11 protein-coding genes are annotated in these 15,096 nt (G+C 59.3%); 5 read left to right on the forward strand and 6 right to left on the reverse strand.

The features are described 5' to 3' along the window. The first annotated feature begins 14 nt into the window (after window positions 1-14). Window positions 15-3,968: a translocation/assembly module TamB domain-containing protein gene (locus ROO76_05145; protein ID MDT8067535.1), complete on the forward strand. Its 3,954-nt coding sequence runs from the start codon at window positions 15-17 to the stop codon at window positions 3,966-3,968. A 98-nt stretch (window positions 3,969-4,066) separates the two neighbouring features. Here ROO76_05145 and ROO76_05150 read toward each other — a convergent pair whose 3' ends face one another. The 6 genes from ROO76_05150 to ROO76_05175 all read right to left on the reverse strand — a co-directional run bounded on the left by ROO76_05150 (window position 4,067) and on the right by ROO76_05175 (window position 11,583). Then, complete coding sequence (locus tag ROO76_05150; GenBank protein ID MDT8067536.1) at window positions 4,067-4,282, reverse strand: hypothetical protein; 216 nt, start codon at window positions 4,280-4,282, stop codon at window positions 4,067-4,069. Between the two features lie 111 nt (window positions 4,283-4,393). Then, window positions 4,394-7,477 (reverse strand): CusA/CzcA family heavy metal efflux RND transporter, encoded by a 3,084-nt coding sequence (locus ROO76_05155; GenBank protein ID MDT8067537.1) that lies wholly within the window; start codon window positions 7,475-7,477, stop codon window positions 4,394-4,396. Between the two features lie 30 nt (window positions 7,478-7,507). Then, entirely contained in the window at window positions 7,508-8,668 is a 1,161-nt protein-coding gene (locus tag ROO76_05160) for an efflux RND transporter periplasmic adaptor subunit (protein ID MDT8067538.1), read from the reverse strand. Then, window positions 8,668-9,921: a TolC family protein gene (locus ROO76_05165; protein ID MDT8067539.1), complete on the reverse strand. Its 1,254-nt coding sequence runs from the start codon at window positions 9,919-9,921 to the stop codon at window positions 8,668-8,670. Before ROO76_05165 ends, ROO76_05160 begins: the two co-directional genes overlap by 1 nt. Before the next feature lie 186 nt (window positions 9,922-10,107). Then, window positions 10,108-10,254, reverse strand: a complete 147-nt coding sequence (locus ROO76_05170; GenBank protein ID MDT8067540.1) for a hypothetical protein — start codon at window positions 10,252-10,254, stop codon at window positions 10,108-10,110. A gap of 78 nt (window positions 10,255-10,332) precedes the next feature. Continuing rightward, window positions 10,333-11,583: a beta-ketoacyl-[acyl-carrier-protein] synthase family protein gene (locus tag ROO76_05175; protein ID MDT8067541.1), complete on the reverse strand. Its 1,251-nt coding sequence runs from the start codon at window positions 11,581-11,583 to the stop codon at window positions 10,333-10,335. A gap of 92 nt (window positions 11,584-11,675) precedes the next feature. Here ROO76_05175 and ROO76_05180 point away from each other — a divergent pair, with 92 nt between their 5' ends. The 4 genes from ROO76_05180 to ROO76_05195 all read left to right on the forward strand — a co-directional run bounded on the left by ROO76_05180 (window position 11,676) and on the right by ROO76_05195 (window position 15,094). Then, window positions 11,676-11,933, forward strand: coding sequence for an acyl carrier protein (locus tag ROO76_05180; protein ID MDT8067542.1), 258 nt, complete (start codon window positions 11,676-11,678; stop codon window positions 11,931-11,933). 64 nt (window positions 11,934-11,997) lie between these two features. After that, window positions 11,998-12,666 (forward strand): methyltransferase domain-containing protein, encoded by a 669-nt coding sequence (locus tag ROO76_05185; protein MDT8067543.1) that lies wholly within the window; start codon window positions 11,998-12,000, stop codon window positions 12,664-12,666. After that, a complete protein-coding gene (locus ROO76_05190; protein MDT8067544.1) occupies window positions 12,657-13,739 on the forward strand; it encodes an NAD(P)/FAD-dependent oxidoreductase in 1,083 nt (360 codons plus the stop codon). Before ROO76_05185 ends, ROO76_05190 begins: the two co-directional genes overlap by 10 nt. Before the next feature lie 80 nt (window positions 13,740-13,819). Further along, window positions 13,820-15,094, forward strand: a complete 1,275-nt coding sequence (locus ROO76_05195) for a cysteine desulfurase-like protein (protein ID MDT8067545.1) — start codon at window positions 13,820-13,822, stop codon at window positions 15,092-15,094. Window positions 15,095-15,096 lie beyond the last annotated feature (2 nt).

Below are 15,096 nucleotides of genomic sequence, written 5' to 3' on the forward strand. Positions count from 1 at the left end.
CCGTGGGGGCCAAGGTGGACTGGAAAAAAGCTCTCGGTTGGACCGCCGTAGGAATTCTGTCTCTGATCCTCCTCGTCGTAATTGCTGTCGCCATTGCGCTACACAGCTCTAAAGTCCACAACTACGTGCTCTCGTTACTCGAGCAGAAGGCCAGCACGGCTCTGAACGCGCGAGTCCAGGTACGTGACTTCACTCTGAACCTGCACAACCTCACGGTAGCCCTCAACGGCGCAACCATCCAGACCCGGCCTGGCGATCCCAAGCCGCTCCTTACTGCCGATCGCGTCTACGCCGACCTCAACGTGATTTCCCTGCTGCGTCGCGAATGGTATGTCAACAATATCGAGGTGCAGCATCCAGTCGTTCACCTCTATGTCGACAAGGCTGGCAACAACAACTTTCCGAAGCTGCAATCATCCGGCAGCAGTTCGAATACGAACCTGTTTCAACTCGGGATCCGTCACGCTCTGCTCGTCAACGGCGAGGTCTATTACAACGATCAGAAGCAACTCCTCAACGCAGACCTCCACGATCTTACGTTCAAGTCCAACTATGCCAACCAGGATGGCGGGCGCTATTACGGCGAACTAAGCTATCGGAATGGCCACATCCAATACGGACACTACGCTCCGCTCCCCCATGATCTCGACGCCAAGTTCGACGCCACACCAGCGCGCTTCCAACTCTCTCCCGCAGTGCTCTCCGTCGGCGGTTCCCGCGTCGATCTCTCGGCTACCGTCACCGACTACTCTGCTCCTAATCTCGACGCCAGCTACAACGCTCGCCTCGATCTCGGTGAACTTCGGGCCGCTCTGAATAGCCCCACGCTGCCCGTCGGCATGGTTCGCCTCGTCGGTACTGCAAAATACAAGAGCACTCCCGGCAGCACCACGCCACCACTGGACACAGCAGTCGTCAACGCAGCCCTCAGCAGCCCAGGCCTCGCGATACGCAACGGAACCACGCGCGCTGAGATTCGCGATCTTCACACTGAACTGAAGCTGGCGAACGGGAACGCTGTATTGGAAAACCTCCGCGCCAACGTTCTCGGCGGCTCCATTCTGGCCAACGCCACCATTCGTGACGTCTCGACCAGGAAAGACGCCCGCGTTCGCGCGACCTTGCAGAATTTATCCCTCGCGGACGCCGCCACGCTCATGGGGCCCGAGATGGCTCAGAACGTGAAGCTTACTGGTAGCGCAAACGCAACTCTCGAAGCGACCTGGCACGGAAGCCTTCAGGATCTCAGGGCTCATTCGGACGCAACCCTGCAGGCGGGTGTCACTCCCGTCCACTCCTCCAATCCCATGACGGTTCCTCTTCAGGGAGTAGTGCACGCCGACTATGACGGCCGGACCAAAGCCATCACGCTCACTCAAACCAGCCTGCACACGCCGCAGACGACGATTTACCTGAACGGAACCGCTGGCGAACGCTCCGCGATGCAGATCCGCGCGCAAGCGAATGATCTATCGGAACTCGAACGAGTCGCTGAAGCCTTCCAAACTCCTAAGGCCGGTCAGACTCCGCAACCGATGGACTTGGCCGGAACTGCGAGTTTCAACGGCACATTGCGCGGTTCAACCTCGAATCCCACTCTTGCGGGGCAACTGGTCGCTTCAAACCTGCGCTTTAAGGGCACCCAATGGCGCTCTCTCCGAACCAACCTCCAGTTAAGCCCCTCGCAGGCAGCCTTGCGGAATGGCACTCTCGTTCCCGTCGGCCAGGGACGCATCGGCTTCAATGTTTCCGTGGGTCTGCGCCAATGGAGCTATACCTCGAGTAACCCCATCGCGGTCACGCTCAATGCCTCGAATCTGCAGATAGCGCAAATGAAACAGCTCGCGGCCTCGCAAGCGCCTGTCTCCGGCGTCGTGAACATCAACGTGAATATCCATGGCACCCAGCTAAACCCTATCGGGCACGGACGCGTCACCCTCGCCAACGCGAAGGTCTACGGCGAGCAGATCCGTAACATGCAGATGCAATTCCAGGGCACCGGCCAGATCGTTCACGCCACCCTCGGCATCCAGATGCCCGCCGGAAACACAGGTGCCAATCTCACTTATTACCCTAAGACCGAGAGCTATGAAGCCACGCTCCGCGCCATCGGATTCCAACTCGGCAAGCTTCAATCCGAAAAATTGCGCAGCCTGAAACTCGGCGGGGTCCTGAACCTCAACGCCAGCGGGCGCGGCACCATCAAGAATCCGGGATTGCAGGCGACATTACAGATTCCAACGCTGAACATCTCTGGCCAGTCCATTCAGAACGTGAACCTGCAAACTGCCGTCCAGAACCACGTCGCGAATTTCGCCTTGACCTCCGACGTCGTCAACACCTATTTGCGCGCCAAGGGCACCGTCGGCCTCACCGATGACTACATCGCAGACGTTTCCCTTGATACCGGGGCCATTCCCTTGCAGCCGCTCGTCGCCGCCTACATGCCGGCGGAAGCCGACCTGGTCACCGGCGAGACTGAATTGCATGCCGGCGTCCGCGGATCACTCAAGAACAAGTCCCAGCTGCAGGCTCAGATCGTCATCCCCACTTTGCGCCTGACTTACGGCAAGGACATCCAGCTTGCTGCAGCCGCTCCCATTCGAGCCGACTACACCAATGGTGTGTTGAGACTTCAGCCCGGCCAGATCACCGGCACTGGTACCAATCTTCGGTTCCAGGGTGTCCTTCCTGTTTCCGGAAATGCCCCGGCGACTTTAAGCCTCCTCGGCAACCTCGACATGCGCCTTGTGGAGATCTTCGAACCCAACATGACCACGAGTGGCCAAGTGGTATTTAACATCCGCTCAACCGGCACGATCGGCAATCCCAATATTCAGGGCCAGGTGCGAATCGAGAACGCAGCCATGCAAAGCATCGGTACGCCCGTGGGCCTGCAGAATGCCAACGGCGTTCTCACCGTCAGCAACAATCGCATTGACGTCACCAGTTTCAAGGGCGAGATCGGTGGCGGAACCATTACCGCGTCAGGCGGCGTGGTGTATCGACCAACGCTGCAGTTCGATCTCGGCCTAAAGGCGAACGGAATCACTTACGTTTACCAGAACCAGGTGCGCGCCGGCGTTGATGCCGACCTCGCTTTTATGGGAAACAAGAACGCCTCCACCATCACTGGCCGAATCCAGGTTGACCGTGTCTCCTTCACGCCGGACTTTGACATGACCAGCCTGCTCACCAGTAGCACCGGCATCTCGTCTCCGCCGGCCGCGGGCACATTCGCCGATACCGTAAAACTCGACATCAACGCACAGACCTCCCCGACCCTGAACCTCGTCAGCCAGACTCTCAGCGTTCGGGGAGGCGCCAACCTGCACGTTCAGGGCACAGCATCGCAGCCTGTCATCGTCGGGCGCCTCACTCTCACCGGCGGCGACGTCATTGTCCGCGGCAACCGCTACGTCGTTCAGCAGGGAACCATCGACTTCGTCAACCCCAACCAGACCACGCCCGTTGTTAACGTCGCCATAAAAACTGTCATCGACCAGTACAACATCGCCATGCGCTTCCAGGGCCCCATCGACAAGCTCAACACCGTCTACACCTCCGACCCCGCTCTGCCGCCCGTCGACATCCTCCATCTGCTCGCATTCGGTACAACCACCGAGGCTTCGGCGGCCAACACAACTCCCGGCACTCTCGGCGCTGAGTCACTGCTCGCCTCCGGCATTACCGGCTACGGCTCCGGCCAGCTCGGGAAACTCGCGGGTCTGTCTTACCTTTCGGTCGATCCGGTGCTCGGACGCACCGGCCAGACTCCGGGCGCGCGCATTGAGATACAGAAGCGCGTCACCAGTAACATCTACGTCACTTTTGCGACCGACGTGACCTCTACACAGCGCGAAGAAATCCAGGTGCAATACCAGATCAACCCACGCTGGTCGATCAGCGGCACCCGCGACCAGAACGGCGGCTTCGGCTTCGACGCCCGGCTGCACAAAAAGTTCTAGTGATGTATTAGGGCACGCCCCAGGCGGTCCTCAAGAGCCTGCCTCTTGGTTTTTTTGAACTGGGGCTTTAGTCCTTGAGGTTCGTTGCTAAGATCAGCTCAGTGAAGAGTCACGATCGCCGGATGGTGTTCCCACGTCGTCTTTACATACTGAGTTCCGCGATTGTGCTCAAAATCGTGGAAGGCCATTCCGACAACATCCGCAGGCAGCGCCGGTGTCATTTCCTGCCCCGCGCCGCTGATCGTGCTCCCGTGTTGGGCCAGTGCGTTCTGCAGGTCCCGCCGCGCGCTGCAGTACGCGTTGTCGATTGGCACTTGCCCCGGAGTTTCCACGATCACACAATGAGAATGCGATGTGAACGCGATTCGAAAGATGCACGTCGGTGCTGATTTCGATTGCAGAGTTCGCCCGCGGCTCCGGCCCAATCACACCTGCAGCACGTCACCATCACGCGCCACCGTCTTGTAGAGCACCGGCGCAACAAAGAATCCGAGCAGCAATCGCGAGACCAGCCCCGCCACAATCACGATTGCGAATGGCCGCTGCGTATCTGAACCGATACCCGTCGAAAGCGCTGCCGGCAATAATCCAAGACACGCCACCAGCGCCGTCATCATGATCGGTCGCAACCGCAGCAGCGCCGCTTCATAGGTCGCGCTTGTGATGTCCATTCCCTGCAAGCGCAGTTTGTTGATGTACGAGAACAGGATGACGCTTGTTTCCACCGAAACGCCCATCAGCGCAATCAACCCGAGCACGGAAGAAACACTCAGCGGCGTGTGCGTCAGCTTCAGCGCGATCAATGCTCCGACGGGTTCCGTCAGGACCACGTCCATCGCGATCACCAGCGGGAACTTGAAATTCCCGTACAGCGCGAACAGGATCATGAAGATCAGCAGCACTGTCAGGGGTCCAATAACCGTCAGCTGTTTGCGCGCCTCCACGAACAGGCTGTACTCGCCGCCCCAGTGCATCGTGTATCCCGGCGGCAGTTTCACCGTCTTTTTTACTGCGTCCTGCCCCGCATGTACCGCGCTCTCCAGGTCTCGTCCTTCGATGCTGTACTGAACACCGATGTAGCGCGAGTTATTCTCGCGGTAAATGAACGATGCTCCGTTCCCCTGCCGAATATCCGCCAGCGCTCGCAAGGGAATCTGCTGGCCATCCGGCGTACCCACCAGCAGATCGCCGATCTGTGTCGCGCTGCTCCGGAACTGCGGCTGCATGCGTACCACGAGATCGAACAACCGCTCGCCCTGCACAACCTGCGTCGCCGCCTGTCCGCCGACCGCCGCCTGTACCACCGCTTCAACATCCGAGACATTCACGCCATAACGCGCGATCTTGTCGCGATCCACGTCGATCAGCAGACTCGGCTGCCCAAGCTCGCGCACCACCGTCAGTTCCGTGAATCCTGGAACTGTCTCCAGGGTGTTCTTCACCTGTAGCGCCTTGTCCTGCAGCACTTGCAGGTTGGGCCCGAAGATCTTTACCGCCAGCGCGCTCTTCAAACCGGTCAGCGCTTCGTCCACCGCATCCTCGGCCGGCTGCGTGAAGTTGAAGATCACTCCCGGATAGGCCGCCAGCTTCTTCTGAAGCGAGGCGATCAGTTCATCCTTGGTCTTGATGTCGCCCGACCAGACCTTGTCGTTGTAGGGCCGCAACCCGACATAAAACTCGCAGTTGAAAAATCCCGTCGGATCCGTTCCGTCATCTGGCCTGCCAAGTTCCGACCCGACCACCGTCACCTGCGGATACGACATGAGCAACTTGCGAACCTCTGGAGCGAATTTGCTCGCCTCGTCGAATGAAATCGTGTACGGCATCGTCGCGCGAACCCAGACCGCTCCCTCATCCAGGTGCGGCATGAACTCGCCGCCGATGAATGGAACCAGGGAAATACTTCCCAGGAAAATGGCAAGAGCCCCCACGATGGTGGTCTTCGGGTGGCCCAGGCACCACGCCAGCCGCTTCGAATACCAGTTCTTCAACCAGTCGAAGACCTTGTTCGTATGCTCTTTCACGCCTTCTTTGAACCAGAACGATGCCAGAACCGGAATCAACGTCAGCGTGAAAAGCAACGCTCCAATCAGCGCAATCGACATCGTGTCTGCCATCGGGTGAAACAATTTCCCAGACGGCCCGGTGAGCACATAAATCGGCAGGTATCCCGCAATGATCACCGCTACCGAATAGAAGATCGGCCGGTCCACGTCGCGCGCGGCCTCTACGATCACATCCTTCAGGTGGTATTCCTGCCCTGCGCGCTCCGCCAGCACGCGATAGATGTTCTCCATCATCACCACGGTACCGTCGATGATGATTCCAAAATCGATGGCGCCAATCGAAAGCAAGTTCGCCGGAATATTCCGCGCATGCAGGAAAATGAACGCGAAGAGCAGGGCCAGAGGTATGGTCGCAGAAACGATCAGCGCCGCCCGCCAACTCATCAGGAAGAAAACCAGCACCAGGAAAACCAGGATCATGCCCCGAACCAGGTTTCCTTCCACCGTGTCCGTCGTCAACCGAACCAGTTCGCTGCGGTCGTAAAACGGATGAATCTTCACATCCGGCGGCAGCACGCCGTGATTCAATTCCTCTGTCTTCTTCTCGACCCCTTTAAGAACGTTCTGCGCCTGCTCGCCACGGCGCATCATGATCACGCCTTCAACAGCATCGTCATTATTCTGGAACCCAAACTCGCCCAGCCTCGGCGCGTGCCCAATTGCGACGTTCCCGATGTCCCGCACCCGTATTGGGGTCCCCTTGTTGCTGCCTACAATGACGTTGCCGATATCCTCCTGGTTCCGCACCAGGCCGATGCCGCGCACGTAATAGAACTGCCCGCCCTGCGAGTAGAATCCGCCTCCCGTGTTCGCGTTGTTGGCAGAGAGCGCGTTGATAACCTGTGGGACCGTCAGGTGATATCCAAAGATCTTGTTCGGATCGAGCAACACCTGGTATTGCATCGTGGTGCCGCCGAATCCGGAATCGTCCGCCACGCCGGGAACCGATCGGTACGCGCGCTCCACCACCCAGTCTTCAATCGTCTTCAGTTCCTGCGCCGTTTTGTCGGGACTTTCCAGAACATACCGGTAAACCAGGCCGCTCGGGCTGAACAATGGCGCCATGCTCGGCGTCACACCAGATGGAAGTTCCGCATCTGCCAGTCGTTCAAAAACCACTTGCCGCGCGAAGTACGGATCTACTCCCTCTGCGAACGTCATCCGCACGTCTGAAAGCCCGTACAGCGAAATCGAGCGCATCACCTGCATGCGCGGCACACCGTTCATCTCCAGTTCCAGCGGCAGCGTTACCAGACGCTCGACTTCCTCCGCCGCGTGGCCGGGCCATTGCGTGATGATCTCCACCATCGGCGGCGAAAGATCCGGGTACGCGTCCACCGGCATTTTCTGGAACGACAACACGCCGGCGACGCAAATTGCCGCCGTAATCATCAGCACCAGGAAGCGCTGATTGAGTGCAAATTGAACGATGCGATGAATCATGGAAGGTCCAGGGGCCTTTGCTCTTTCTGATTACTGGAGCGAATTCTGGAACTGCAGGAACAGGCTCCCATCCGCCACCACGCGATCCCCCGGATTCAATCCGGAAACGATCTGCGTTTTCCCATTGCTGCTCTCGCCCACCTTTACCAGCCGCTCTCCAAACTTGTTCTCGCCCTGGTTGACGTAAACGAAAGGCTCATTGTCGTTGTTCCGCAGCACCGCCGAGTCCGGAACCGCCAGCGCATCCTTAATCGTGCCGGCGTGCAGCACCACGTTCACGTACATATCTTTCTTCAGCTTTTCCTGCGGATTCGGCGTCACAACACGTGCCTGCAGCGTACGCGTGTTCGGGTCCAGCGCCGCGCCGATGTACGAAATCTTCCCCGTGAAAATATCCGGATACGCGTCAGTCTTGATTTTCGCGACATCTCCCACGTGCACCGCCGCCAAGTCCTGCTGGTACACGTTCACCATCACCCAAACCGTGTGCATGTTCGAAATGGTGAAGCACTGCGTGTTTCCGCCCTGCAACAGTTGTCCCGGCGCGACCTGGCGGTCGACCACTTCGCCCGAAATCGGCGCCGACACCGGCACCTCCGGGCTCTGAGATTTCGTAAGAGCTGCCGGATCAGTGATACCGACAATTCGCAGCGACTGCTCCGCCGCTTCCAAATCCGCCTGCGCCTGGATCTCCGCCGACTGCGCCGCCTCATAATCGCGCTCGGATACGGCCTTGTGCTGATACAGATCCTGCGCGCGCACATAGTTCTTGTGCGCCAATGCGTGCGCGTCGTTCGCTTTGATATAGTTCGATCGCAATTGCGCGAAATCCGGGCTGCTCACGTAAAGCATCGGCTGTCCCGCGCGAACCACCTGCCCCGGAACCACCACGATCCGTCCCACCGGGCCGCTCACCTGCGAGATCACCGGCGTCGTCGTGAACCCGTTGTAAGCCACCGAACCCGGCAGTCGCAGCACTCTCTCCAGTGACGTCGGTTCTACGGTGTAAATGCCAAGGTGCGAAAGTTGGTCTTGCGGAACGCTGAATAGCCTCGCCTGGTCGCCCGCTTTTTTCGAAGCCGCATCCACCTTGTCGCTGTCATTCGAGCACGCCAGGGCAAGCGCGGCCACTAGCACCGCAAGCAACGCCGCCACGTGCTTTCGCTTCAGCCCGAATCTCGATAAATCCATCACGGCAAATTCCTCATTCCAACCGCCTCTCGGACCTGCTCCACCGACAGCATGTAGTTCGCCAGTGCCTGCCGGTAGGCCAGTTGCGTTTGGCGATAACTTCTCTCCGCATCCAGCAGGTCGAGCAAACTCGCCGCCCCGCCCCGGTATGCGTATTCACTTATGTCCCGCGATTCTTGCGCCTGCTTCAAGTATCCCGACGTGTAGAGTTGCACTACCTGGTCGCTGCTGCGGAACGTCTCGTAAGCGTTCGCGACATCCGCCAGCGCCGTCTCCTCGGCAGCGGTCTGCGTGTAATTCGACTGGTCGATCGCGTACTGCGTACGCTTGATCTCTCCCTGGTTACGGTCGAAGATCGGGATTTCCATGTTGAAGAAGAACGCGCCCGTATTCACCCCAGCCACGTGCGAATAATTAAAGCTCGCATTCAGATCCCGTTTCCCATTCGCGATTTCCAGCGTGTGCTGGCTCTGCGCCAGCGTCACTCCTTGCTGGGCCGCCACCACATCGGGACGCTTCAGCGCGGCCACCTTCAGATCATCCTCGTTCAGTTTCAACGGCTGATATGCGAGGTCGCCAACCACGTCGTAATCGGGCGCCAGCGCGTCATATCCAATCAATTGTCGTAACGCCACCAGAGCCTGCGTCCGCGCAATCTGCGCCGCCGAGACATCTGTCTGGAACTGCAGCGTCTGCAACTTGATCTTCAGCAGGTCGCCTTCGCTGATGTCCCCGGCCTTGTATCGCTCCTGGCTGATGTTGACCGTGTCCTGGTAGCTCTTCAGCGCCTCGTTCGCAAACTGCAGGTTCGACTCCGCCAGCAGAACGCCGATGAACTGCTGCGCCACATTGAATGTCAGCGTCCGTTCGGCGTCCGCAATCTGCGACCTCGAAACCGCTGTCTGGTTCTTCGCCGCCTCTAGCCTATGCTGGCGCTTGCCACCTCGCTCCAGAAGATAGCCGACTCCGAGATCAAACTGCGCTGTGGTGTTGAAGTAGTCCGCGCTGAACTGGCTCGGCTGAAACAGCGGAATGAACTGCGTGTCCCACGAAAGCACCGGGTTCGGCCGCAAATTCGCCGTAATCTCTTCTGCCTGGCTTTGCGGAATCTGCGTCCGTAACGCCTTCAGCGTCGGACTGTGCGCCAGCGCCAGCGAGATCGCCTCATCCAGCGAGACGCGCGACTTCGCTTGCGCCGCTACTTGCCCACAAAACAGCGCCATCGTCAGGCCCAAAACGACACCGAGCCTCATACTTTTTGCTTTTCTAGATTTTCCCACGCTGCTGTTCTGATTGTAACGGACAGGCGATAGAGGCATGTCACGCTTTTTATATAGAAATTAGTGCTGCCTTGGATTCCAAACACCAGCCGGCGAGAATAGTCGCGAAGTCCCCTAACTAAGCGCTCAAAACTACACCTTCGTGGCGTTCCGAGTCCCTCAATCGAACCACGCTGACCGATACGCGATCCACCAACTCAATATCCCAATCGGTATAGTCGCAATCAACGACCACATCAGTGGTAGCGTGAAATCGGCAATTAACCCCAGGATCAGAAATACCGCCCAGAAAATCTTCTTCTCCACTTCACCCTCAGTATTAGGCGTCCGTGGTGTTGAATATCCGTGCCCCACATCTGTCGTCGTTCACAGACGTGGGTCTTCTTATTCCTTCTTCAACACCAGCGCCGAATTCTTCGACCCGAACGCAATGCAATTACACAGCGCGTGCTCAATCTCCTGCTTCCGTCCGGCCTCCGGAACATAATCCAAATCGCATTCCGGGTCGGGACGCTCCAAATTAATCGTCGGCGGTAACTGCGAATTCTTCATGGCCAATACCGTAGCCACAACTCCTGCCGCCCCGCACGCCCCCTGCGGATGCCCAATCTGCGACTTCAGCGCCGACATTGGAATCTTGTAGGCGCGCCCATTCCCCATCGCCAGCTTTATCGCGCGCGTCTCGATCCGGTCGTTCAGTTCCGTGGAAGTCCCATGCAGATTTACATACTGCACCTGCTCCGGCCCGATCCCCGCGTCTTCCATCGCCAGTTGCATCGCCCGCGCCGGCTCCTCGCCGCACTCCTGTAATCGCACGCGATGGAACGCCTCACATGTGGACCCATACCCCGCAATCTCGGCGTACAGCTTTGCCCCACGAGCCTTCGCCGACTCGTACTCTTCCAGCATCATCATCCATGCGCCCTCGGCCAGCACAAACCCATCCCGATCCACCGAGAACGGCCGCGACGCTTTCTTCGGTTCCTTGTCGAACGCCGTCGAAAGAATTCGCATCAACAGGAATCCCTTCATGATCCCCATTGCAATCGGCGAATCCACCCCGCCCACCAGCACTCGCGAAATCCGGCCCGCGCGAATCTTCTCCAGCGCATAACCCATCGCGTCCGTCGACGAAGTACACCCGCACGTCACGACATGACTGAACCCGCGAAAGCCAAACCGCATCGAGATCTCGCTCGACATCGTCCCCATGGTCCCGCTCGGAATCACAAAGATACTCGCCTGCTTGATGTTCCCTGTCAGCCACAGCCGGTACTGTCCTTCCGAGAAATCCTGCGCGCCACCGCCCGTCCCAAGAATCACCGCCGTATCGCGCTTCTCCTCCAGGGACATCTTCTCCGGGTCCCATCCCGAGTCCTTCAGCGCCTCCGCACTCGCCGCAATCGCCATCGGCACCGCGCGCGAAACGTGTTTTCGCTCATGCTCGCTTATCCACGCAAGCTCGTCGAACCCGGAGACCTCCCCGGCAATTGTCACCGGCAGCCCCTTCGGATCGAACAAAGAAATCCGGCGTACACCGCTGCGCCCCTCGAGAATCGCCCGCTCAAACTCCGGCACTCCGATTCCGTTCGGGCTGACAACGCCCAGTCCTGTTATGACAGCCCGCTTTTGCATCGTTATATAGATACTCTTTTTGCGCCCGGGGCGCATCGAATCCAGCAGCCGGGTACTTTCGTCGCGTTTATTCACGCATAACCGGAGGACGAATGGATAGCGACCTGACCACAAGGGTCATTGCCGAGATTGCCTCGGTTAAAGGCATCTCCCCCGAAAAGATCACCGTCGACAGCACCTTCGACGAACTCGCCATCGACAGCCTCGACGCCACCAACCTCCTCTTCTCTCTGGAAGAAGAATTCGGCGTCTCAATCCCCGACGCCGAAGCGCGCCAGATCCGGAATGTCCATGGCGCCATCGAACAGGTCGACCGCTTGCTAGCCGCCAAAGCCCAGGCACAGGACTGATCTTGGGTTTTCGGGTGCCCCATCCTTACGCCCTCATTTGGCCAGGGTGGGGTAGTTCTCTGATATGAAGCGCGTCCCCCAACACGAACTCCTCGACGACGACCTCGGCACTTCCGCTGAAATCTGCGCCTCCCTCTCCGACCTCCGCCACATAAACATATGGTTCGGCGGCATCGCCACAACCCGCTCCCTGCTTCGAAACGCCATGCACAAAGCCGGACTGACCTCGGCGACTGTTCTCGAAGTTGCTTCCGCCGACGGCTTCTGCATCCGCCAAGCCGCAAAGAGCCTGGAACACGATGGCCTGCAATTCCGAATCACTCTCCTCGACCGCAAGGAATCTCATCTCGCATCCACCAACGGCTTCCGCACGGTGGTAGGCGATGCCCTCCATCTCCCCTTCGACGACCGCTCCTTCGACTTCATCAGTTGCGGCCTCTTCATCCATCACCTCTCGCCCGAAGACGTCGTTCGCTTCGGCTGCGAGTCTCTTCGCGTTTGCCGTCACGCCGTTCTCATTAACGATCTCCGCCGCTCCGCCGCCCATCTCGCGCTCGTCTATCTCGGGTTTCCGCTCTTCCGTAGCCGCATCACGCGGCACGACGGACCCGCATCGGTGCGCCAATCCTACGGGCCAGCCGAGATTTCAGATTTACTGAAGAAGACGCACGCCCGCAGCATCGAAATTACCAACCACTACCTGTACCGAATGGCGGTAACGGTATGGAAATGATCTTCGATCTCGCCGTGATCGGCGCTGGCCCGGCTGGATCGGCTTCCGCCATCACCGCCGCGAAACGCGGGCTTCGCGTGCTTCTTCTCGAAGCCACTCCCTACCCGCGCCACAAAGTTTGCGGAGAATTCGTCTCCGCTGAATCCGCCGAAGTTCTTCGCTACCTGCTCGGCAACGACACTCACACTCTCTTTGCAGCGCCACGGATCACCACAGCGAAACTGCACGCGGCCGGCGAAACCTGTGCGATCCCGCTCGCCTCGCCCGCCTACTCCATCCCGCGAATTACTCTCGACGAAACCCTCTGGCATTGCGCCCAGTCCAACAGCATCGACTGCCGTGTCGATCGCGTCGCCGAAATCACTCGCTCGCATGCCGAATTCCTCATCAAGGCGTCCTCAACCTTTCGCGCCCGCGCCGTTATCAACGCCACTGGCCGCTGGTCTCGCTTGACCACCCGAACTTCAAAGCAATCGTGGATCGGCCTCAAGGCTCACTTCGCTGGAGATAGCGGCGACACTGTCGATCTCTATTTTTGGAAGCACGGCTATTGCGGCGTCCAGGCCGTTGCACCCGGCGTTCTCAACGCCTGCGCCCTTGTGCGTCAGGGCACCGCGAAGGATCTAACCGAAGTCTTCGCCCGCGACCTGCATCTTGCCACTCGCTCCCGGACATGGCGCCAAACAACGCAACTCTTCGCCACCGCTCCCGTCTACCTCGGCCCCGGCTCGCCAGTAATCGACGGCATCCTCCAGGTCGGCGATGCGGCCGGATTCGTCGATCCCTTCGTCGGCGACGGCATCTCACTAGCCCTCCGTAGCGGTGTTCTCGCCGGACGCTGCGCCGGCGCCGTCAGCCCGGCGACCTACGCAACTCTCTATCGCGAAGCCTTTTCCGGAATCTTCCGCAGCACCAACCGCATTCGCAACCTGCAACCATTCCCCGCATTCCTGCACCCTTGGATCCTCCGCGCCCTCTCCGTCCCCACGATCGGCCGCCACCTCTTCCAGCAAACCCGCCAATCCCGCCTTGATGTACTTTCCGCCCCTCTCTCCCCTACCGCCGGCCTGTAATTACCAGCGACCAACCACCAGCAACCAGCGACCATCCCCTTTCCCCGCTGTAAACTAGCTTTTTACCAAGGAGCGCCCTCATGTCCCTCGCTTCCGCCACTCTCACCAGTCCGCTCGCCGCCCATTCTCCCTGGATCCGTGAGCAGTTCCCGTCTCTCGCCCTGCGCGTCAACGGCCACCCCGCCGTCTACTTCGACGGCCCCGGCGGAACCCAGGTCCCGCAGCGCGTCATCGACGCCATGACCGACTACTTCCTCCGCTCCAACTCGAACACAGGCGGCGCGTACGAAACCAGCCGACGCAGCAACGCAATCGTCTCCGCCGCCCGCTCGGCAATTTCCGACCTGCTCGGCTGCCGTCCCGGTGAAGTCGCCTTCGGCCCCAACATGACCACATTGACGTTCGCGCTAAGCCGCTCCATCGGCCGCGAAATCGCACCCGGCGACGAGATCATCACTACTGGACTTGATCACGACGCCGATGTCGCCCCTTGGCGAACCCTCACCGAACGTGGTGCCGTTATCTGCGAAGTCGACGTCAATCTCTCCGACTGCACCCTCGACCTCGACGACTTCAAGCGCAAGCTCTCTTCCAAGACAAAGCTCGTCGCCGTCGGCTATGCCTCGAACTCCGTCGGCACCATCAATCCCGTTGCCGAGATCGCCAAGCTCGCGCACTCCGTCGGCGCCATGTTCTTCGTCGATGCCGTTCACTACGCACCGCACGGTCCCATTGACGTTCACGCCATCGACTGCGACTTCCTCGCCTGCTCCGTGTACAAGTTCTTCGGCCCGCACATCGGCGTTCTTTACGGCAAGCACGAGCACCTCGCGCGACTGCAGCCCTACAAGGTTCGCCCCTCAGCCGATACCGTTCCCGACCGCTGGGAAACCGGGACGCACAACATCGAGGGCCTCGCCGGCGTCAGCGGCGCTATCACTTACCTCGCCGACCTCGGCGCACTCATGGACCCCAAAGCGCAGACCCGCCGCGAAGCCCTGCAAGCTGCCTTCCGCGCCATCAAGCAATACGAGCGCGAGCTCGCTGAGCGCCTCGTCCGCGGGCTCCAGAAAATCCCCGGCGTGCAGATTTACGGCATCCAGGATTTCTCTCGCTTCGATCAGCGCACGCCGACCGTCGCCATTCGCATTGGCACCATTCCGCCGGTCGAAATCGCAGAAAAGCTCGGCGATCACGGCATCTTCGTCTGGGACGGAAACTATTACGCGCTGAACCTCAGCGAACGCCTCGGCGTCGAAGACAAGGGCGGCATGGTCCGCATTGGCCTCGCCCACTACAACACCGCAGAAGAAGTTGACAGGCTGCTCGAAGAATTGAAAATAATCGCGGAATAATT

Source organism: Terriglobia bacterium (assembly GCA_032252755.1).
Classification (GTDB): domain Bacteria; phylum Acidobacteriota; class Terriglobia; order Terriglobales; family Acidobacteriaceae; genus JAVUPY01.